Source organism: Aquirufa lenticrescens (genome assembly GCF_019916085.1).
GTDB classification, from domain to species: domain Bacteria; phylum Bacteroidota; class Bacteroidia; order Cytophagales; family Spirosomataceae; genus Aquirufa; species Aquirufa lenticrescens.
Window position 1 is genome coordinate 142,204 of sequence record NZ_CP049834.1, and the last position, 20,603, is coordinate 162,806.

At 42.4% G+C, this 20,603-nt stretch carries 23 protein-coding genes; 18 read left to right on the top strand and 5 right to left on the bottom strand.

Features of this window, described 5'->3' with window-relative positions:
• Positions 1 to 3 precede the first annotated feature (3 nt).
• Positions 4 to 990 (top strand): type II toxin-antitoxin system HipA family toxin, encoded by a 987-nt coding sequence (locus tag G9X62_RS00630; protein WP_223130910.1) that lies wholly within the window; start codon positions 4 to 6, stop codon positions 988 to 990.
• Here G9X62_RS00630 and G9X62_RS00635 read toward each other — a convergent pair.
• On the bottom strand, positions 987 to 1,961 hold the full coding sequence (locus G9X62_RS00635) for a glycosyltransferase family 9 protein (protein ID WP_223130911.1): 975 nt from the start codon (positions 1,959 to 1,961) through the stop codon (positions 987 to 989). The two genes, G9X62_RS00630 and G9X62_RS00635, sit on opposite strands and share 4 nt — an antisense overlap.
• A 74-nt stretch (positions 1,962 to 2,035) precedes the next feature.
• Between G9X62_RS00635 and G9X62_RS00640 the strand changes: the two genes are divergently transcribed.
• Positions 2,036 to 3,253, top strand: a complete 1,218-nt coding sequence (locus G9X62_RS00640) for a M24 family metallopeptidase (protein WP_223130912.1) — start codon at positions 2,036 to 2,038, stop codon at positions 3,251 to 3,253.
• Here the strand turns inward: G9X62_RS00640 and G9X62_RS00645 are convergent.
• Positions 3,239 to 4,588, bottom strand: a complete 1,350-nt coding sequence (locus G9X62_RS00645; protein WP_223130913.1) for an ATP-binding cassette domain-containing protein — start codon at positions 4,586 to 4,588, stop codon at positions 3,239 to 3,241. The genes G9X62_RS00640 and G9X62_RS00645 overlap by 15 nt on opposite strands.
• A 37-nt stretch (positions 4,589 to 4,625) precedes the next feature.
• Between G9X62_RS00645 and G9X62_RS00650 the strand changes: the two genes are divergently transcribed.
• Both G9X62_RS00650 and G9X62_RS00655 read left to right on the top strand, forming a co-directional pair.
• Complete coding sequence (locus G9X62_RS00650; RefSeq protein ID WP_223130914.1) at positions 4,626 to 6,134, top strand: serine hydrolase domain-containing protein; 1,509 nt, start codon at positions 4,626 to 4,628, stop codon at positions 6,132 to 6,134.
• An 85-nt stretch (positions 6,135 to 6,219) separates the two neighbouring features.
• Positions 6,220 to 7,212, top strand: coding sequence for a sugar phosphate isomerase/epimerase family protein (locus G9X62_RS00655; protein ID WP_223130915.1), 993 nt, complete (start codon positions 6,220 to 6,222; stop codon positions 7,210 to 7,212).
• 48 nt (positions 7,213 to 7,260) lie between these two features.
• On the opposite strand, the gene G9X62_RS00660 is transcribed toward G9X62_RS00655, so the two are convergent.
• Positions 7,261 to 8,271 carry a glycoside hydrolase family 43 protein gene (locus tag G9X62_RS00660; RefSeq protein ID WP_223130916.1) on the bottom strand — a complete coding sequence of 337 codons (1,011 nt, stop codon included), beginning with the start codon at positions 8,269 to 8,271 and terminating at the stop codon, positions 7,261 to 7,263.
• Positions 8,272 to 8,318: 47 nt separating this feature from the next.
• On the opposite strand from G9X62_RS00660, the gene G9X62_RS00665 reads away from it, so the two are divergent.
• The 9 genes from G9X62_RS00665 (at position 8,319) to G9X62_RS00705 (ending at position 15,504) form a co-directional block, all read left to right on the top strand.
• Entirely contained in the window at positions 8,319 to 9,353 is a 1,035-nt protein-coding gene (locus G9X62_RS00665) for a Gfo/Idh/MocA family oxidoreductase (protein WP_223130917.1), read from the top strand.
• Between the two features lies 1 nt (position 9,354).
• On the top strand, positions 9,355 to 9,978 hold the full coding sequence (locus G9X62_RS00670) for a Crp/Fnr family transcriptional regulator (protein ID WP_223130918.1): 624 nt from the start codon (positions 9,355 to 9,357) through the stop codon (positions 9,976 to 9,978).
• A gap of 44 nt (positions 9,979 to 10,022) precedes the next feature.
• Positions 10,023 to 11,282, top strand: coding sequence for a hypothetical protein (locus G9X62_RS00675; protein WP_223130919.1), 1,260 nt, complete (start codon positions 10,023 to 10,025; stop codon positions 11,280 to 11,282).
• An 81-nt stretch (positions 11,283 to 11,363) separates the two neighbouring features.
• A complete protein-coding gene (locus tag G9X62_RS00680; RefSeq protein WP_223130920.1) occupies positions 11,364 to 12,185 on the top strand; it encodes a sulfite exporter TauE/SafE family protein in 822 nt (273 codons plus the stop codon).
• An 18-nt stretch (positions 12,186 to 12,203) separates the two neighbouring features.
• The gene (locus tag G9X62_RS00685; RefSeq protein WP_223130921.1) at positions 12,204 to 13,622 is read left to right on the top strand and encodes an MBL fold metallo-hydrolase; all 1,419 of its coding nucleotides are present in this window, start codon (positions 12,204 to 12,206) and stop codon (positions 13,620 to 13,622) included.
• A 2-nt stretch (positions 13,623 to 13,624) separates the two neighbouring features.
• Complete coding sequence (locus G9X62_RS00690) at positions 13,625 to 13,897, top strand: rhodanese-like domain-containing protein (protein ID WP_223130922.1); 273 nt, start codon at positions 13,625 to 13,627, stop codon at positions 13,895 to 13,897.
• Positions 13,898 to 13,931: 34 nt separating this feature from the next.
• Entirely contained in the window at positions 13,932 to 14,141 is a 210-nt protein-coding gene (locus G9X62_RS00695) for a hypothetical protein (protein ID WP_223130923.1), read from the top strand.
• A gap of 297 nt (positions 14,142 to 14,438) precedes the next feature.
• Positions 14,439 to 15,002, top strand: a complete 564-nt coding sequence (locus G9X62_RS00700) for a YeeE/YedE family protein (RefSeq protein ID WP_223130924.1) — start codon at positions 14,439 to 14,441, stop codon at positions 15,000 to 15,002.
• Positions 15,003 to 15,057: 55 nt separating this feature from the next.
• On the top strand, positions 15,058 to 15,504 hold the full coding sequence (locus G9X62_RS00705) for a YeeE/YedE family protein (RefSeq protein WP_261345560.1): 447 nt from the start codon (positions 15,058 to 15,060) through the stop codon (positions 15,502 to 15,504).
• A 57-nt stretch (positions 15,505 to 15,561) separates the two neighbouring features.
• Here the strand turns inward: G9X62_RS00705 and G9X62_RS00710 are convergent, their stop codons facing one another.
• Entirely contained in the window at positions 15,562 to 16,584 is a 1,023-nt protein-coding gene (locus G9X62_RS00710) for a c-type cytochrome (RefSeq protein ID WP_315857621.1), read from the bottom strand.
• Between the two features lie 121 nt (positions 16,585 to 16,705).
• Between G9X62_RS00710 and G9X62_RS00715 the strand changes: the two genes are divergently transcribed.
• A complete protein-coding gene (locus G9X62_RS00715) occupies positions 16,706 to 17,896 on the top strand; it encodes an NAD(P)/FAD-dependent oxidoreductase (protein ID WP_223130926.1) in 1,191 nt (396 codons plus the stop codon).
• A 33-nt stretch (positions 17,897 to 17,929) separates the two neighbouring features.
• Here the strand turns inward: G9X62_RS00715 and G9X62_RS00720 are convergent, their stop codons facing one another.
• A complete protein-coding gene (locus G9X62_RS00720; protein ID WP_223130927.1) occupies positions 17,930 to 18,334 on the bottom strand; it encodes a DsrE family protein in 405 nt (134 codons plus the stop codon).
• Positions 18,335 to 18,369: 35 nt separating this feature from the next.
• On the opposite strand from G9X62_RS00720, the gene G9X62_RS00725 reads away from it, so the two are divergent.
• The 4 genes from G9X62_RS00725 to G9X62_RS00740 all read left to right on the top strand — a co-directional run bounded on the left by G9X62_RS00725 (position 18,370) and on the right by G9X62_RS00740 (position 20,578).
• Positions 18,370 to 18,963: a class I SAM-dependent methyltransferase gene (locus G9X62_RS00725; RefSeq protein WP_223130928.1), complete on the top strand. Its 594-nt coding sequence runs from the start codon at positions 18,370 to 18,372 to the stop codon at positions 18,961 to 18,963.
• Between the two features lie 68 nt (positions 18,964 to 19,031).
• Positions 19,032 to 19,337 carry a rhodanese-like domain-containing protein gene (locus G9X62_RS00730; protein ID WP_223130929.1) on the top strand — a complete coding sequence of 102 codons (306 nt, stop codon included), beginning with the start codon at positions 19,032 to 19,034 and terminating at the stop codon, positions 19,335 to 19,337.
• Between the two features lie 237 nt (positions 19,338 to 19,574).
• Positions 19,575 to 19,874 (top strand): thioredoxin, encoded by a 300-nt coding sequence (gene trxA, locus G9X62_RS00735; RefSeq protein ID WP_130897006.1) that lies wholly within the window; start codon positions 19,575 to 19,577, stop codon positions 19,872 to 19,874.
• Positions 19,871 to 20,578, top strand: coding sequence for a thioredoxin domain-containing protein (locus G9X62_RS00740; RefSeq protein WP_223130930.1), 708 nt, complete (start codon positions 19,871 to 19,873; stop codon positions 20,576 to 20,578). The genes trxA and G9X62_RS00740 overlap by 4 nt, the downstream gene beginning before the upstream one ends.
• Positions 20,579 to 20,603 lie beyond the last annotated feature (25 nt).

The following is a 20,603-nucleotide window of genomic DNA, read 5'->3' on the forward strand; positions in this document are numbered from 1 at the left end:
TAAGTGAATATACCACTGCTTTCCTACTGCCCAAGTACACTAGCTGAAGGTCATTCCAGTTACTGCCGATCTGCGATTCAGCGACTATTCTCGAATCACAAGGTGCATCATGTGCTGCCCTATGATTCAACGGCGAGTTCAGATGCGGTTTCTGGTATTTTCTTTGAGAATAGAACGATTATGTCTATTTCTGGAGTACAGGAAAAGTTTTCACTCCTACTAGAGAAGAATAAGCTTCGATTAGCAAAGCCCGGGGAAAGTGGTCATTATTTACTAAAACCGATTCCTACTTTGGGCAAGAATAAGCATCTGATGCCTGCAAATGAGCATTTGACGATGCAGATAGCTAAACAGGTTTTTCAAATAGATACGGCAGAGAATGCGATTGTTTTCTTCCAAAATGGGGAAATGGCCTATTTGACGAAACGATTTGATCGGGATGAAGCTGGACTGAAACGGGGGAAAGAGGACTTTGCGGTTTTGGCAAACAGAACACCACAAACACACGGGGCGAATTACAAATACGAAGGAAATTACCTCGAATTGTTCCAAATCATGCAGCAATATGTGCCTGCCTATGCCATCGAGGCTCCTAAACTATTTAAAATCATCTTGTTTAATTACCTGTTTTCGAATGGAGATGCCCATTTAAAGAATTTCTCCCTACTAGAAACAATCGATGGAGATTTCATCCTGAGCCCCGCCTATGATTTATTGAATTCTCAATTACATATCGCAGATAGCGATTTTGCCTTACTAGGTGGCTTATATCCGAAGGCGCAATACCAGGGAAAATTAATCAATCAGTTTATACACTTGGGTAAAATGGCGAATATCCCTGAAATAATGGTGGAACGAATTCTCGAACAAATGCAGGCGAATTCGACTGAGATTGAAACGTTAATTCGACGCTCCTTTCTAGAAGAAAGCGCTCAGAAAAACTATTATCAAAGTTACCAGGGAAGGTTGAAACGATTAAAATATACCTAATTCCACATTTTCTCCACCTGCCTTACAATCTCCGGTAAATCCTGCTTTTTCATACAAGCAAAATGGCCTTTAGGACAGGTCTTCGTACCAAAATTCGAACACGGCTGACAGCTCAAATCAGGGACAATGGATTGAAATATCTGAGCTTTCGAATCTGAAGGCATCAAAGGCTCGACCTGCAAAGCGGGGGAAGTAGCTCCCCAGATCGCGATTACATTCTTTTCAAAGGCACAGGCGATGTATAACATGCCGGTATCGTGTGAGATGACGACACGGGCTTTGGCAACCATCAAAGCGGATTCATGTAGAGAATAAGTGCCACAAGTATTAACGATTCTTGAAGGATCCTGCGAGGCTAATTGATCTCCATCTTCCTTCTCCTCCTTGCCGCCTACCAAAACAATCGGATGCGGAATTTGCGTACACAAGACCTTCAGAGACTCCAAAGGCAATTTTTTAGTAGCATATGAAGCACCTATGACTAAAGCCACATAGCCTTCTGTGAAAAAAGTGGGCTCTTTGACTTCAGAGGGCACAAAAAAGTCCAAACCTTTTCCATCGTAGACAACCCCTAAAGATGCTAAGGTATCCACACTGCGCAAGGAAATGTGGCGATCGGCCATTTTATTCAGGTGGAATTTAGTCAACAAAAACTTCTCAACACTGAGCTTATTATAGGATAAATAGGGAACGCCCAAGGCCAAACGAATCCGCAAACTGCGCAGATTCTTGTGTAGGTCAATGATGTAATCGAATTTGTAGGACTTTAATTCCTGGATGGTGGCAGCAAGATCTTTGTCAAAATAATGAAACTGGTCCACGTAAGGATTCGCTTCAGAAACGGCTTTCATCGACTTCTTTGTCAAGAAATGAATCTCCACACCGGGAATCTGCTGCCTCGCACAACGCAAGGCTGGAGAAGCTAAAACGATGTCGCCAATGGCCGAGAAACGAATAAAAAGTAGCCGCATAGGTAAATTCCGAATCTAAAGTTAATTCATCCCGGGAGAATTTCTATTGTAAATGTTTTATTTTAAATTTAGCTATGCAACGTAGAAACTTCATTAAAGGAGGCCTTTTGGCTTCTACCCTTTCTTTAAAATCCTCCATTCCAGCTTTAGCGCCTATCGAATTTACGCCCATCAGTGCGGAAGAACGCAAGATGCGCGTAGCTAAGGCGCAGAAATTGATGGCGGAGAAGCAAATTCAGTCTATTATTTTAGATGCAGGGATAAATATGAATTATTTCACGGGCATCAGCTGGCATCCATCGGAGCGCTCGATGTTAGCGGTTATTCCGGTGAAAGGTGAAATAAACTTCATTTGTCCGGCTTTTGAGGAAGATCGGTTTCTAGAAATGGCTCCAGCAGGAACTAAGGTGTCCATCTGGGAGGAAGATGAGAATCCTTTTGCGCTAGCCACTTGTGTCCTGAAAGGTATTGGAATTGAGAAGGGCCAAATAGGTATCGACGAATTCTGTCGTTTCTTCATCTTCGATGGATTACGCAAATCAGACGCTAGCTTTCAATTCGTGAGCGCAGATCCGATTACCATTCCATGTAGAATAATCAAATCAGCCGCTGAAATTTCCTTGATGCAAAAAGCAAATGATGCGACGGTTAAGGCGATTCAGGCCGGAATTGCGGCTTTATCAATAGGTTGCACGCCTCGCCAAATCTCTCAAAAGATTGCTCAAGCTCACGCAGAGCAAGGTACGATGCACGGTTTTGCATCAGTGACTTTTGGGGTGGCGACTTCGTTTCCCCACGGAAGTTCGAGAAAACAGATTTTGAAATCAGGCGATGTCGTGATGTTAGATTGCGGTTGTAGCGTGGGAGGATATGAGTCGGATATAACAAGGACCGTTGTTTTTGGGGAGCCTAGCGCGAAACAAAAACAGATCTGGGATCTAGAGAAAAAGGCGCAACAAGCAGGTTTTGAGGCGGCTAAATTAGGAGCACCAGCTGAAAACGTAGATTTTGCCGCGCGTAAAGTATTGATTGACGCAGGTTTTGGCCCAGATTATAAACTACCGGGTCTACCTCACCGGACCGGTCACGGAATCGGAATGAGTGGACACGAATGGGGAAATATGGTCAAAGGGAACAAAGCACCGCTAGAAATAGGCATGTGCTTCAGTATTGAACCGACGATTGCGATTCCAGGGGAATTTGGGGTACGATTAGAAGATTGTGCCTATATGACGGCAGATGGACCTAAATGGTTCTCAAATCCAAGCCCTTCGATCTCAGAGCCGTTTTAATTCCAACACCTGATTCACGCAAGACGGAATATCGCGGTCATAGTGACTGACGTAGAGCAAGGTCATTTCAGAGTTTTCCGCTAAATAATCGAGCACCGACTTCAGATGCTCTGTTTGAACTCTATCAAGTCCTTGGCAAGGTTCATCGAGTATTAACAATTCTGGATTCTTTACTAAGGCCCGCGTAATCAACACCATCCGCTGCTCTCCACTAGAAATCTGTAAGAAGGATCTTTCTTTCAAATGAGCAATGCCCATCACTTGCATCCAATGATTCACTTGATCTGTTTGCTCGTCCGTTAAGCGCTTGAACAAACCCAGTGTATCAAACAACCCAGAGGCCACCACCGAAAAACAAGATCCACCCTCCTTAAAATATAGATGCAACTCCGGACTCAAATACCCAATTTTGCGTTTAATATCCCAAATACTCTCCCCCGTGCCTCTTTTTCGATCAAACAAGGTAATATCCTGCGAATATGCCTGCGGATTATCCGCCGTAATTAAACTAATCAAAGTCGACTTCCCTGCCCCATTTGGACCTTTGATCGCCCACCGCTCTCCCCTATTCACTTTCCAGCTGAAATCGCTTAAGATGGTTTTCGAACCGTATTTTATCTGTACCTTTTCCATCTTAACAGCTGTTTCAAACAGATCTAATAGTCGAAGCAAAGGCGCTGGTTTAGCTTTAACAACTCGCGCCAATGGCAATTCAATCACCTGATTAATGAAATCAGGCACATCGCCAGGCGAAGAAACGAGGATGAATTGTATACCTTTCGAGTCTAGCGATAACAATCCTTTTGTAAGTATTTCCCGGCCTTTTACATCCAAACCCACATAGGGATTGTCTAGAATCAACCAATCCGGCTGGTAAGCCAATGATTTAACGATTTGCAGGCGTTTGTTCTCACCATTGGACAGTTGAATTAAGGGGCGTTTCAGAAGTCCCTCTAGCTCAAAAACCGACACCCAATTCCCTAATTCTAATCCAGCTAATTCCTCTTCCACCGTGTAAGCATCCTCGCAATCCGACGAATTAAAGCGCTGTTGTAAATAAAATTCGGAGAGGTTACTGCGATTCTTAAATTGATGTTGTTGCTCCACGAGCATTACATAGGCTCGTTTATCTGGATTTAGCGAAGAAAAAAAGACCTCGCCCGTTCGGAACAATCGTCCTGCTAAAGCTTTCGCCAAAGAGGTCTTCCCTGATCCCATCGGTCCTACTATGGCCGTTTTTTGACCAGATAAAATCTGAAAAGAGATCGATGAGACGACAGGTTTAGCTCCAAGGGATACCGAAACGTCTGAAATTTTAGCGAGGCAATTATCCAAGAATATTTCCTATTTTTAACAAAAATAAACCTATTCGATGAAAAAAGCCTCATTCCTCGCCGGACTCTTGTTCCTGTGTAGTTTTACTATCCTTGCCCAATCTTTACCACACAGCACACCAGAAGCAGAAGGCGTGTCGTCCGAAGCCATCATCAAATTCATTGAGGGCTATTCCGCAGATAAACACGAATTGCATTCGTATATGCTGATACGCCATGGAAAAGTAATTTCTGAGGCTTGGTGGAAGCCATTTGCCGCAGATAAAAAACACAGTATGTATAGTGTTTCCAAAAGCTGGACCTCCACCGCCATCGGTTTCGCCGTGGCTGAAAAGCGCCTTACCGTACAAGATAAAGTCCTTTCTTTTTTTCCAGAACACGCTGATTTGAAAGACAAACCCTTTCTAGCCGACCTATGCGTACAAGACCTCTTAACCATGTCGGCTGGTCACGAAAAAGAGCCTCTACGTAGTGTGATTGTCTTTTCACCAGATTGGGTTCGCGGCTTTTTGAACTACCCTATCGCTCATAAACCTGCCACTAAGTTTTTATACAATACGTTAGCCACCTATATGTTGTCTGCGATTATCCAAAAAGTGACTGGAATGACGACCTTGGACTATTTAAAACCACGCTTATTGGATCCATTGCACATCAGCGGCATCGACTGGGAATCAGACCAAAAAGGTATCAATGTGGGTGGCTGGGGCATTCGAGTAAAGACGGAGGATATGGCGAAACTGGGTTTATTGTATCTAAACAAAGGTAAATTCGAGGGCAAGCAGATTTTGCCAGCAGCCTGGGTAGAGGAAGCGACCAGTAAACACATCGACCAAGAACCGGATGCGAGCGAGGATAAAAAGGCCAATGGACAATACGCGGATTGGTTGCAAGGATATGGCTATCAGTTTTGGCGTTCTAGAAATGGGGCTTTTAGAGGCGATGGGGCCTTTGGTCAGTATATTTTGATGATGCCAGCCCAAGATGCGGTGCTTATTATCACATCAGAATCTCAGGATTTGCCTGATGATTTGAACCAGGTTTGGAAAAACTTATTGCCAGCATTTAAGGCCAAAGCCTTACCAGCTAATCCTGTTGGGTTAAAAGCGCTTGCCGCATTTAACACTAGCAGGCAAATTAAAGCACCGGTTTCTAGCCTACAAGCTGCATTACCTACAAAAAGCTATTCTTTAGGGACTAACCCACTGGATTTCCGCCAGTTCAATGTCGACTCAAAAGGAACGTTTACCATCACAACTAAAGATTCCACACAGCACGAATTTAGACTGGCTCAGGGTGCTTGGGCTACGGGAAAATCAAATTTAGTAGGTCCCTATATGCTGAGAGCTGCTAGAGTTGATTTAGCCAAAAAAGCCCCATTTGATTACGCTGGATCGTATCGCTGGGTGGATTCGGAGACGTTGGAGATCACCTTATTGTATTTCGAAAGTCCACACCACTGGACGATTAAGTTGAAAGGCGATCAAGTGAGTGTGTTTAATTCCTTCGAACCCAAAACCGAAATCAAGATCCCACAACGGAAATAGGTGGGATTTCGTCGCAAAATTTGACCACAAGGATATGATTTTAAAGATATATTCGTAAAATGAACTCAGAAACCTATTCTTACCTATGAAAAATAACAAAAACACATCGCGTCGTCAGTTTTTGGCGGCGGGCTCACTAGCCTCCTTAGGTCTTTTGTGGGCATCGAATTCGTCCTTTAGTTTCGCAAAACCAAACTCCGTTTTTGGTGGCGTTCAAATAGGCACCATTACCTATTCTTTCCGCGGCATGCCGGGAGACATCAAACAAATCATCCAATACTGTGTAGAATCAGGCGTTTCAGCAATTGAATTAATGGGAGATGCTGTGGAAGATTATGCAGGACGTCCGGCAAATCCGGTTCCGATGCGTTGGACTCCAGGTCAACCCCGCCCTACCTTAACTGACGAACAAAAGGCAGCACTTGCACAATACCAAAAAGATGTGGCTGCTTGGCGCGAATCTGTTTCCATGGATAAATTCAAGGAAGTGCGCAAGATGCTTGATGACGCGGGCATCTCTGTTTATGCTTACAAGCCGAATGCCTTTGGCGAGAAAAACTCGGATGCTGAGGTGGAGTCAGCCTTACGCGCAGCTAAAGTGTTAGGTGCCAAATCGGTTACCTTAGAATTACCCTCTGCTGCTCAAACACAACGTTTGGGTGCTTTAGGAGAGAAACATAAGATTTACTTTGGCTACCATACCCATACACAGGTGAAAGATACCGTGTATGATGAGGCTTTGGCCCAAAACAAATACAATTCCATCAACCTTGATGCAGGTCACTACATCGCCGTGGGAGCGCCTCACACGACTGCTTCCTTGATTGCGTTTATTGAAGCGAAACACGACCGCATCTCCAGCATGCATATTAAAGACCGCACATCGAAAGAACATGGCGCTGGAAACCTAGCTTGGGGCAATGGCGACACTCCTTTGAAAGAGTTGTTGACGTTAATGAAGAAAAATAAGTATAAATTCCCTGCGACTGTTGAACTAGAATATGAAGTTCCGGCAGGATCTACAGCAGTAGAAGAAGTGAAGAAATGCGTGGCGTATGCTAAGAATATCTTAGCCTAATTTAGAAGTAAAAGAAAGGCCGCTCACAAAAATGAGCGGCCTTTCTTTTTATTTATAAGCATCTATCGTCTCAATACTACCATCTGGTCGGTATTTCAACTCAGTCACTTTGATATTTCTTAAGTGAGTCTTACCTGAGATTTCTACGTCATGGTAATATAAATACCATTTGCCATTTTGTTCTACGATCGAGTGGTGGTTCGTCCAGCCTTTCACTGGTCTTAGGATGACACCCTGGTAGGTAAATGGACCATAAGGACTAGTTCCTGTGGCATAAGCGATGTTATGCGTATCGCCAGTAGAATAAGAGAAATAGTATTTCCCTTGGTAGTGGTGCACGAAAGCAGCTTCGAAGAAACGGCGATCATGGTCTTCAGATAATAATATTTTCCCGTTTGCATCTAAAATCTGTACGTTTCGCGGAGCTTCTGCCATCTGCTTCATGTTCGCATCTAAACGAGCTACTTTGGCCATCAAAGCAGGCTGACCATTGGCTGGTTGCGACTCATCTGTAGCGCCATAAGTACCCGACTTCCAGCGTTGCAATTGACCACCCCAGATTCCACCAAAATATAGATAATAAGATCCATCTGCATCCTTAAACACACAAGGATCAATACTGAATGAGCCTTTCATGTACTCTTTTTCTGCTTTGAATGGACCCTCTGGCTTAGAGGAAGAGGCTACTCCTATGCGGAAAACTCCCTCCTTATCCTTTGCTGGGAAATATAAATAGTAGGATCCTTTCGATTCAGCAGCATCCGGAGCCCAAAGCATCTTGGATGCCCAAGCCACATCTTCCAATTTCAAAGCCACACCGTGGTCTACCACCGGGCTAGCTGGCGTCTTTTGAGATAACACATGGTAATCACGCATCGCAAAATGACTTCCTAAATCATCCTCTTTTACGCCCGCATCGATGTCATGCGATGGATAAATATAGATTTGTCCTTGAAATAGATGCGCGGATGGATCTGCGGTAAACATGTGCGAAACTAAGGGTTTCGACTGCCCCAGCGCAGTTAAACTTAATAAGCTTAAAGCAAGTATTTTTTTCATGTTAAATCGTTTATGTTTAAAGGTCTGAATTGATTATTTTTACTTCTATGAAACAGATCGAAACCGCTTTACTGTCTTTTGGAATGTCTGGCCGCGTTTTTCACGCACCGTTCATCCAACTTCATCCTGGATTCAATTTACGAGGATCTTGGGAACGCTCCAAGAAAACGATTGAGAATGCCTATCCTGATTCCACCTCTTTCGATTCGATGGAAGCTGTTTTAGCAGACCCTTCGATTGAATTAGTGATTGTCAACACCCCCATCTATTCTCACTTCGAATATGCTACAGCCGCCTTAAAAGCAGGAAAGCACATTGTGGTGGAGAAAGCGTTTACTTGCAACGCAACCGAGGCAGAAATGCTCGTATCGTTAGCTAAAGAGGTGAATAGAAAGATATTTGTTTACCAAAACCGCCGCTGGGATTCCGATTTCCTAACCTTGAAAAAGGTTCACGAATCAGGTGTTTTAGGCGATATCGTAGAAGCTGAGTTTCATTTTGACCGCTACAACCCACTCATGTCCCCTAAAAGACATAAAGAAGATGCAGGTCCTGGAGCTGGAATCGTGACCGATTTAGGACCTCATTTAATCGATCAAGCTTTACACTTATTTGGAAAACCTACTCATGTATTTGCGGATTTACGCAAGACTAGACCGGGCACAGAGGTCATCGACTTGTTCGAGATTCTCTTGTATTATCCGTCCCTGCGTGTTCGCTTAAAAAGTGGCTATTACTTCAAAGAACCCATCCCTGCCTTTCAGTTACATGGTACAAAAGGTAGCTTCATCAAAACGCGCTCTGATCGCCAAGAAGTCGATTTAGACAAAGGTCTCGTACCAATGGGCGAAAACTGGGGAGTTGATGCTCCTAGCGAAAACGGTATATTACACGTGGAAGGAAGTAGTCCTGAACGCATTCCATCTGAAAAAGGGGAGTATATGGCATTCTATGAAAATGTTTTCCAATCTTTGCGTTCCGGAGCAGCACCAGCAGTACCCGGTGAAGATGGAATCGCGAGTATGCGCGTCATTGATGCCGCCTACGAAAGTTTAGAAAAACAAGCAGTTATCAGTTACTAAAATGGAATTATTCAATCAGTTTGAGCCTGAATTAAGCAAAAAAATTCAACAAGTAGGCGTAGTTCGAAAATTCAAAACGGACGACTATTTGATGAAAACAGGGCAATCCATTCGATCAGCTGTCTTGGTAACGAAAGGAATCATCAAAGTATTCCGCGAAGACGAGGAGGGCAACGAGGTATTTATGTACAATCTGCATCCTGGAGAAGCTTGTGCCATTTCGATGACTTGCGCAGCGAGACAATTATCGTCTCAGATTATGGCCAAAGCCCTAGTAGACACCGAAGTCATCGCCATCCCAGCCGAATTAATGGACGAATGGGGCGCTAAATACAAATCTTGGTACCAATTCGTGCTAGAGACCTACCGATCTCGGTTCGAAGAATTACTAGATACCTTAGATCAAATTGCGTTTAGAAATCTAGATGAGCGCTTACTTTGGTACTTAAAACAACACCAAAAAAGCTTAAAAACGAACATTTTAAAGGCTTCCTTCACTGATATCGCCCAAGAATTAAACTCCTCCCGTGAAGTCATTTCCCGATTGATGAAAAAGTTAGCAGAGAAAGGATTCATCAAAATCAACAAAAACCAGATTGAGATTGTGGATTTAAGGGGACTGTGATTTTCATCACGGAAAAGCTAAACTAAATAAGGGAATTTTGTCCTATGATGAAATTCCTTTTTACCTTATTGCTTAGCATTCCACTACTCGCTCAAAAGCCCTTTTACGCCCAATTCCGCTACTTTCACTTAGAAACGGATAACGAAAAAGTATTGCCTGATTATGGGGCTAATGCGTTAGGAGTTGAATTGGGTTACACAAAAAACGTAGGCAAGCACTTTAAAGTAGACCTTTCGGGATCCCTAAGCACCTCCTTTCTAAATTCTTCTAACCTTGCTTCGAGTCGCTATGAAATTGGTCTATTGGACCAAGCAAATACCTCTAATTTGGATTTTTTAACACGGATTGAAAAAGCATCTCTGACTTATCAAAACAAGAAAATGAAAGTCAAACTAGGACGCCAAGTGCTAAATACCCCCTTTATTAATCCACAAGATGGCCGAATGAGGCCAAGCGCTGAGGGAGGAATTTATGCAGAATTAGGCCCTCTTAGTCTAGGCTACTTATATGAAATGGCTCCTAGAGGAACCATGGGCTGGTCACCTGTAGCAGAGTCCATTGGCTATTTTCCCGTGGGTGTTGCCATTGATGGTAAAAAATCGACCTATGCTGGACATTTAACGAGTGCTGGAATACTGATGGCAGGACTCGACCAAAAATGGAAAGGGCTAAGCTATAAATTCCATAACCTTTTCGTCGAAAATTTACTGCAAACTGCCTTGATTTCTGCAGAATTCGCCCATCCCATCCGAGGTGGAAAATGGGTAAGTGGAATTCAATTTATCAAGCAACACTCTCTCAGTGATAACCAGTACATAGAAAAAAATACCCATGCTTCTGTCATCAGTTTAAAAACTGGGCTAGAATACAAGCGCTGGAATGGAAGTTTAAACGTTACAAACATCAGTGCAGAAGGCAGATATCTCATGCCACGCGAATGGGGAAAGGATCCTTTTTATACATTTATGCCAAGAGAAAGAAACGAGGGTTTGGGCGATGTGAAAGCCTATGTGGCTAAATTTAGTTACGCGATTCCAAACTGGAAAATGAAAATTAATCCCAGTGTAGGCTATTTTGATCTACCATCAGTAACTAATTTTAATCTGAATAAATATGGAATGCCTTCTTATTCGCAAGTGAATTTGGAAATCCTGATCGATGCCTCAAAAATTGCCAAAGGGCTTGATTTTCAATTTCTTCTAGCTAACAAAACGAATCAAGGGGACACGATGGAGAACTCAAAGTATATCCAAAATAAAGTGAATATGAACTCCTGGAATTTCGTCGTAAATTATCGCTTATAAATTTTCGAACCTTGTGATAAAAATCACGAATAAGGTCTAGCAAAAGGTTGAAATTTGTATCAACAATAACAAAAACACAACATGGAAATTATTGGTTATTTCGCATCCTTGTTAATCGGAGTCTCTTTGGGACTTATCGGGGGTGGCGGATCCATTTTAACAGTACCGGTGCTAGTTTACCTATTTGGGGTGAATCCTATTTTAGCAACCGCCTATTCCTTATTTGTCGTAGGTGCAAGTTCTTTAGTAGGCGCTATTCCCAAATACAGACAAGGGTTAATTAACCTTAAAACCGCCGTCATTTTCGGAATACCTTCGATTGCTGCCGTTTATGCCACCCGCAAATTCATTGTTCCTTTAATACCATCAGAGGTATGTATGGTGGGCGATTTTGTCGTAACTAAATCCATCTTGATGATGGTTCTGTTCGCAATCTTGATGGTTGCCGCTTCGATATCGATGATCAGAGGCAAATGTGAGCAATGTGAAAAAGAAAAATTAGGCACTTACGTAGAAGAAGCTCAAGTATTTAACTACCCAATGATCTTGTTAGAGGGAGCGATTGTAGGAACTTTAACAGGCTTAGTAGGCGCTGGTGGCGGATTTTTAATCATCCCAGCCTTAGTTATGCTCTCTAAATTATCTATGAAACAGGCGGTAGGTACTTCCCTATTAATCATTGCAGCGAAGTCCTTAATTGGTTTCACAGGTGATCTTGGTCATGCAATCATTGACTGGAACTTATTATTAACCGTGACAGGTTTAGCCATTGTCGGGATTTTCTTCGGCGATATTTTGAGTAAAAAAGTAGACGGTAACAAACTAAAAGTAGGTTTTGGCTGGTTCGTATTAGTGATGGGAATGTACATTCTAATCCAACAATTGGCCTTCCCTTTAAAATAATCTTAACAGAAAAATAGTATGAAAGTAGAACAAATTTACACGGGATGTTTAGCACAAGGTGCCTATTACATCGAAAGCAATGGCGAAGCTGCGATCATTGATCCACTTCGCGAGGTGCAGCCGTATATCGAGAAAGCGGAACGTAATGGCGCTAAAATAAAGTATGTTTTCGAAACACACTTCCACGCGGACTTCGTTTCAGGACATATTGATTTGTCTGCCAAAACAGGTGCACCCATCGTTTACGGCCCAAATGCCGCTTGTGCTTTTGATTGCATTTCAGCGACAGATGGCCAAGAATTCAAATTAGGCAATGTAACCATCCGCGTGATCCACACCCCGGGTCATACGATGGAATCAACCTGTTTCCTCTTAATCGACGAAAACGGAAAAGAAACTAGCTTATTCTCCGGTGACACCCTATTTATTGGGGATGTGGGACGTCCTGATTTGGCACAAAAAGTAATCGCTGATCTAACACAAGACATTTTAGCAGGACATTTATATGATTCCCTTCGAAACAAAATCATGCCATTAGCGGACGATATCATCGTTTATCCTGCACACGGAGCTGGTTCTGCCTGCGGAAAAAACATGAGCAAGGAAACAACTGATACCTTAGGCAACCAAAAGAAAGTAAACTATGCTTTGAACCCTGCTTTAACGAAAGAGGAATTCAAAAAAGAAGTTTTAACAGGATTAGTTGCTCCTCCCGCTTATTTCCCTTTGAACGTATTGATGAATATCCAAGGATATGATTCTATTGACAAAGTATTAGAGCGTGGCCAACATGCCTTAAGTCCAGAAGGATTTGAAGCGGCAGCAAACGAAACAAGTGCACTCATCTTAGATACGCGTGATCCACAGACTTTTGCAGCTGGATTTGTACCTAATTCAATTAACATCGGTATCGACGGATCATTTGCTCCGTGGGTAGGTGCTATGATTCCAGATATCAAACAGGAAATCTTGTTAGTGACGGATGAGGGCCGCGAAGAAGAAGTCATCACTCGTCTTGCTCGTGTAGGTTATGATTTCACCATTGGATATTTGAAAGGTGGATTCGCATCTTGGAAAGCATCAGGCATGGAAATCGATCGCATTGAATCAATTGATGCTGCTGAATTATTGAAGCGTGTCAATGCTGGTGAAGGAGAAATTCTGGACGTTCGCAAGAACAGCGAATACCTTTCAGAGCACGTGATTGATGTGGAAAATGCACCTTTGGACTTCATTAATGACAGTATGTTAAAAATCAACAAAGACAAAACCTACTTCGTACATTGTGCGAGTGGATACCGCTCTATGATTTTTAATTCAACCTTAAGAGCCCGCGGATTTGATAACTTAATCGATGTAAAAGGTGGATTCAAAGCCATTAAAGAATCGGAGAAATTCAAATTAACAGAATACGTTTGTCCATCAACCCTATTGTAATCATGGAAGAATTATTAGCTAATCCAGCGACTACGGTCGTTGATGTAAGAGAAACAGGAGAATTTGCAGGTGGACATTTCGATGGTGCCATTAATATTCCTTTAGGAATCATTCCATTGCGCTTAGACGAATTTAAGGCTATGTCTGGACCCATCGTGGTTTATTGCAGAAGCGGCAATCGTTCAGGTATGGCTCAAATGCTTTTAAAGCAAGCAGGATTAGCAGAGGTATATAACGGTGGAGGTTTACACGATATGTTGATTTACCAAAACTAATATGCTAGCTAACCTAACACAAAATTGGGGTTTCATGCGCATTATCCGCCTACTTGTAGGTGGATATGCGCTTGTAGAGGCCCATCGTGCATCTGATATTTTAATCGGAATGATGGGAGCCGTTCTGGTTGGAATGGCCTTATTGAACGCAGGCTGCGGATCCCAAGGCTGCGGTATCCCAGCATCTCGCAACAACCATACCACAACAGAAGAAGTAGAATATGAAGAAATTCATTCAAAATAGATTCTGGCAAATCCTAGGAGGAATATTCGGCGGAATAGCCGGATATTTCTATTGGAGAGATATAGGGTGTGCCAGTGGCACGTGTCCCATAACGAGTAAACCCCTGAATAGCATTGTATATTTTGCTGTTTTGGGGTATTTTGTGTTGGGAACGATTAGTGGGTTTAGAGCACAAAGAATAAAGCATAAAGAATAAAGATGGTGAATGGTAAGTGGTGAATGGTGAATTTTTCCTCCGGACTTATTACTGTCTACTGATTACTGACTACTGATAACTAACAATTAAATACCAAATAAATGATGGAAACTATTACACAACCTTGGCCCTGGTATGTCGCCGGAGCTTTAATTGGACTGATTGTCCCAGCCCTACTCTTGTTAGGCAACAAACACTTTGGCATTTCAGCTAATCTGCGTCACATGTGTGCCGCCTGTATTCCGAGCGACATTCCCTTTTTCAAATACGATTGGAAAAAAGAATCTTGGAATCTATTTTTCATCGGTGGAATTTTCATCGGCGGCTTCATCGCTGCCCATTTTTTGGGCTCAGATGCTCCCATCATCATACATCCAGATTTAGCCAAAGAACTTGCCGGTTATGGCATAACTGACCTTTCAGGAATGGTTCCTGTTCAATTATTCGAACTTCATGACGTATTTACTTTACGTGGGTTCGTTATGATGGTAGGCGGAGGATTCCTCGTGGGATTTGGCACTCGCTATGCGGGTGGATGCACCTCTGGCCACGCTATAATGGGCCTAAGCGATCTACAATGGCCCTCTCTTGTAGCTACAATCTGCTTTATGATAGGTGGATTTGTGATGGCCAATTTAATTCTTCCTTACATTTTAGCTCTTTAATCCGATGAATACGCAAGAAAAAGAAACTGATTTTGAAGTACGTTCATTAGACACCATGTGTTTGAACGAGTCTAATTTGAGCCATCCTTGGTGGTATAATTTTAAATATTTAGCGGTTGGAATCGTGTTTGGCGTGGTATTTGTGAAAGCAGAAATCATCTCGTGGTTCCGCATTCAGGAAATGTTCCGACTACAAAGTTTCCATATGTATGGTGTCATAGGCACTGCAGTAGTCGTGGGCGCAATCTCCGTTTTCCTGATTAAAAAGTTCAAGGTAAAGACGATTCACGGAGAAGAAATTACGTTTACAGACAAAAAGTTTAATATGGGCCAAATCTACGGCGGCTTAATCTTTGGATTAGGATGGGCAGTAACAGGCGCTTGCCCAGGCCCACTTTTCGCTCAATTAGGAACGGGAGTCTTAGCTATTTCGGTTGTTATTTTAAGCTCGATTGCCGGTACCTGGGTATATGGAAAGTTTAGAGATAAGCTTCCTCACTAATAGATAAGAGAGTAGAGAGTAGAGAAATGGATGTCGATTAGGTTCGGCATCCTTTTTTTATTGATGCTTTTCAGCCCAGACCTTAATGGGCTTATAAGGTCCGTACTTATGCTGCTCTTCAGAAAAAGGGTCTGCATACGGTCCAAAGGGATGATCAAATGGTTTCTTTTCTATTTTAGGCCAATCTTTCGATAAATCTTTCGCCGGGCGAGGCATCGAATTCACGTACGCTGCCACATCCCACGCTTCCTCGTCTGTTAATTGCGGCTTTTCATACGTAGTCCCCTGGGGCATATTGTATTTCACATAGCCTGCAAAATTCGAAATACGGTATAATCCTGCGCCATTATTATAGCTATGAGCACCCCACAAAGGTGGGTAAATGTAAGACTTGCCATTTTCTGCTAACAAGCCACCCCCATCTGCTTGGTGACACGACTGGCATTTTGTGGTATAAACCTCTGCACCTTTGACTGGATCACAGGCCCTTTTCATCCCCTTTAGTTTAAATATACCAGAGCCTTTGGGCACCTTGCCTTTTTCGACATCGGAACCCAGCCATTTAATATAGGCCAAAATCGCGCGCATTTCCCGACTCGTAGAATCTAACGCCTTGCCATTTAAGCTACGCTCAAAACAATCATTTACACGTTTAATTTGATTTTCTTTAGTTCCAGACCGAGCTCTGAACTTAGGGTAAGTCGATTGAACGGCGAAGTAATTATTTCCCCAAGGTTGGGTACCCGCATTTAAGTGACAGTTTTGACAATTCATCCCGTTGGAAATGACTTTCACTGAACCTTTGGGACCCAAATAATCTGACGTGTGGGCAATGAGTTCTTTTCCATATTCCACTAATTCTTTCTCTTCCGGCTGCAAATACATCATTCGCCAATCAGACGGAGCTGTCCACAAATGCGTAAAATTGGAATCAGGTGCGGCATAAATCGAAGTCGAATCAGTTTGAGTCGACCCCATGCTTTGATAGGTTCGAAAACCTAAAAATCCAAAAAGAAATAGGAGTAATCCGAACAAAAAGGTGGTTAATATCTGGTAACGGGGCTGAAATGGTGCGCTCAAAATTTTACTATTTAATGGAACCGCAATTTACGAGAAGAATAAAAAGGTACAAGTGACATTTATCACGACTTCTATCTATTCTATCCTCTAATATTACAACATATTCTTTAAATCGTTAACCATGAAAACACAGCATCAAATAGTCATCGTAGGCGGTGGAAATGCCGGCATTTCGATCGCAGCACAGTTATTACGTAAAGATTCATCTTTGGATATCACAATCGTTGATGGCGCAAAGAAACATTATTACCAACCCGCCTGGACCTTAGTAGGTGGTGGAGAATTCGATATTCAAGATACAGAGCGCGATGAAGCATCTGTTATTCCTTCAGGAGCCACTTGGATTCAACAAATGGTAGCAGGTTTTAAGCCTGAAGAGAATAAAATCACCTTAGCTGATGGAACAGATTTAGGTTATGACTATTTAATAGCAGCTCCTGGAATCCAATTGAATTGGGGAGAGATAAAAGGCTTAAAAGAAAATCTAGGTAAAAATGGTGTGTGCTCTAACTATAGTTTTGCAACGGCACCCTATACTTGGGAATGTATTCAAAAGACCAAAGGGGGCAAAGCTATATTCACAAATCCACACACCCCCATCAAGTGCGGTGGTGCTCCTCAAAAGATTATGTACTTAGCGGCTGATTATTTCAAAAAACAGGGTATTGATAGCCAGGTGGAATTTTGGAGTGGAGGTACGCGCGTTTTTGGCGTAGAAAAATATGAAAATACGTTAAAAAAGGTCATTGCTCGATACGGTATAAATACGCAATTCTTTGTTAAACTCGATGAAATCGATGGCCCGAACAAAAAAGCGAAATTTGTGGGAATAGGTGAATCCAACAAAGATCAAGAATATTGGGTTGAATACGATATGATACATGTCACACCACCACAATCTGCTCCGGACTTCATTAAGACTAGTCCTCTTGCCAATGCAGCAGGTTGGTTAGATGTGGAAAAACACACCTTACAACATATTAAATTCAATAATATATTCGGGTGTGGTGATGCAGCTAATCTTCCCGCATCACGAACTGGAGCAGCTATTCGAAAGCAGGCCCCTGTTTTAGTAAGCAATTTATTAGCTGTAATGAAGGGCAAATCGATGACTGCCTCCTATGATGGTTATTCTTCTTGTCCCATTATCACTGGTTACGACAAATTGGTATTAGCAGAATTTGATTATAATAATAAACCGGTAGAGACATTCCCATTTGATCAATCGAAAGAGCGCTGGTCTATGTACCAAATGAAGAAATACCTACTTCCCTATTTATATTGGAATCAAATCTTACCAGGAAAGATGTAAGTAAAAAGGCCGCTGCTAAAGCGGCCTTTCAACTTAATATTTGAGATAGGCCCAGCCGGCCTCTTGCTTAAGGACGACTTCAGCTACACCAGAGGGAACAGTGCCCGCTTGTGTTAAAATAGTAGAGCGATCGATTTTGCGTTCGCGAATCGTATTTTCACAGGCTTTGAACAAAACACCTGTAGCTGCTAATTCTGCAATTTTGGCTTTTTGCGTCGTTTTGCCATCGATTAAAATACCGATACCAGAACCATGAGCGACTAATTCAATTTGTGTAGTAGGTCCCAGTGCGGTTTGAAGGTTAGAAATATTCTTCAACGCTCCGTGCCATACCAAGGTATCTGAAGTATTTAATTGCACAACCACTTTGTGTGTTTGTGCGTTAGCTGCGAAAGAAATTAAAGCAACAAATAAGGTTAACAGTAAGGTTTTCTTCATGATTATATTTTTTTACTAAACTACAAATTTTACAAATGAAAGCAATGTGGAACGAGCGTTATCAAGCGGATGAATACCAATATGGAATAGATCCAAATGATTTTATGAAAGAGCAAATCTCACCCCTACCCGCGGGCCGCATTTTATTTCCGGGTGCTGGAGAGGGACGAGATGCCGTTTTTGCTGCCAAAAAAGGATGGGAAGTCCACGCCTTTGACCTAAGTGAACAAGGAAAAGCAAAGGCGGAAAAATTAGCCTCAGCCGAAAAAACACGGATTCACTTTAAGGTTGCAGATGCCACAAACGTTAAATTCCCTTTGGAATCTTTTGACGTCATTGCCTTAACCTATTTCCATCTGCCCTTAGAGACTCGATTACATTTTTACAAGCAATGTGTTTCTTGGCTTAAACCTGGCGGCTTACTTTTATTGGAAGGATTCAATCAGCGTCAACTGGGATTAAGTTCTGGAGGACCTAAAAACGCAGATTGGTTATTTTCCTCTGCGACCATAGCTACCGAATTCCCTGGCTTAAAGATTATCCTTAATGAAGAGAAGCAACGCACATTGAACGAAGGACCACTCCACCAAGGTTTAGCAGAGGTCGTACAGTTAGTGGGTCAAAAATAAGGAGGGGACAAATGTCACGTTCAAGCTATATTCATTGACCTATATTTGCCTATATAAACACAGAAATTATGTTAGAATTACTCAAGAATTTATTCGGATTTGGCCCAAAGGTTGACTTCAAGGCACTTTTAGCGGATGGTGCGACATTAGTTGATGTCCGTACTCCTGCTGAATTTAAAGATGGACACATTACAGGAGCTATCAACTTGCCATTACAAACTTTAGGTTCTAATTTGAACAAACTAAAGAAAGATCAGGTTATTATCACATGTTGCCGCTCGGGAAGCCGCAGTGGCATGGCACGCCGCCAGTTGCAAGCTGCCGGTTATACGCAGGTGTACAATGGAGGGCCGTGGACTTCACTTAAAGCATAAAGAATAAAGCACAAAGAATAAAGAAGATTAGAGATAGTAGAGTATAGAGAGGAGATGTGGTGAATGGTAAATGGTGGATGGTAAATGTTCCCACCGGACTATTGACTAGCGACTATCGACTAAATCGCGCAGCGATGACCAAACGACAAAGTCGTGACTAAATCGCACAGCGATGACTAAGTCGCGTAGCGACTGATTACTGACTACTGACTACTGATTACTAGATACTGAATACTTATGAGCAAATTCGCCGACCTATTGAAATCGCCAGAACCCGTTTTAGTTGACTTTTCAGCTGAATGGTGTGGCCCCTGCAAGCAATTAAAACCTATTTTAGAGCAATTAAAGGCTAAAATTGGTAATTCTGCCAAAATCATTAAAATCGATGTCGACAAGAATCGTACCTTAGCAGATAAATTCCAAATCCGTTCAGTACCCACGATGATCCTTTTTAAGGATGGCAAGTCGGTTTGGCGTCAATCAGGGGTAATTCCTGCGAGTACTTTGGAAGGCATTATTAAACAACATTCAAAATGAGAAACGTTTTATATTCATTTTTAGTCCTTGGACTTTTGTTTTCTTGTGGTCCAAAAGAAGGGCAACAAGATTTAGGTGCATCCGAATTCCAAACAGCATTAACGGCTGAATCTAAGGCTCAGATTTTAGATGTCAGAACCATCGATGAATTCCAAAACGGTCATATCGAAGGCGCACTTAACGCAGATATTAGTTCATCCGCTTTCCAACAAATTGCATCTGGCCTAGATAAAGACAAAACTGTTTTCGTTTACTGCCTTTCTGGGGCAAGATCTGCTTCAGCTGCTGGGATGCTCAAAGAAATGGGCTTCAAATCTATCGTCAATTTAACAGGCGGTATGTTAGCTTGGCAATCAGCCAATCTTCCCGTAGCAACTGGCGAAGCGAAACCTGCAGGTTCTGCCGGACTAACAGAGGCAACTTTTGCCGAAAAAATCAAAGGCAAACCGATGGTCATCATCGATTACAATGCCACTTGGTGCGGCCCTTGCAAGCAATTAAGCCCTATCTTAAAAGAATGGGTAAAAGCGCAAAACGGTAAAGTCGAACTAATCGAAATAGATGTGGATGAAAACCAAGAGCTTGCAAAATCCAAGAAAATCGAAGCTATCCCTTACCTTGAAATGTACAAGAACGGTGTTAAGACGTGGTCTAGCGTGGGATTGATTGGGAAAGAGGAATTAGATAAGTCGCTTCGCGACTAAGTCATCGCGTCGCGATTTAGTCGCC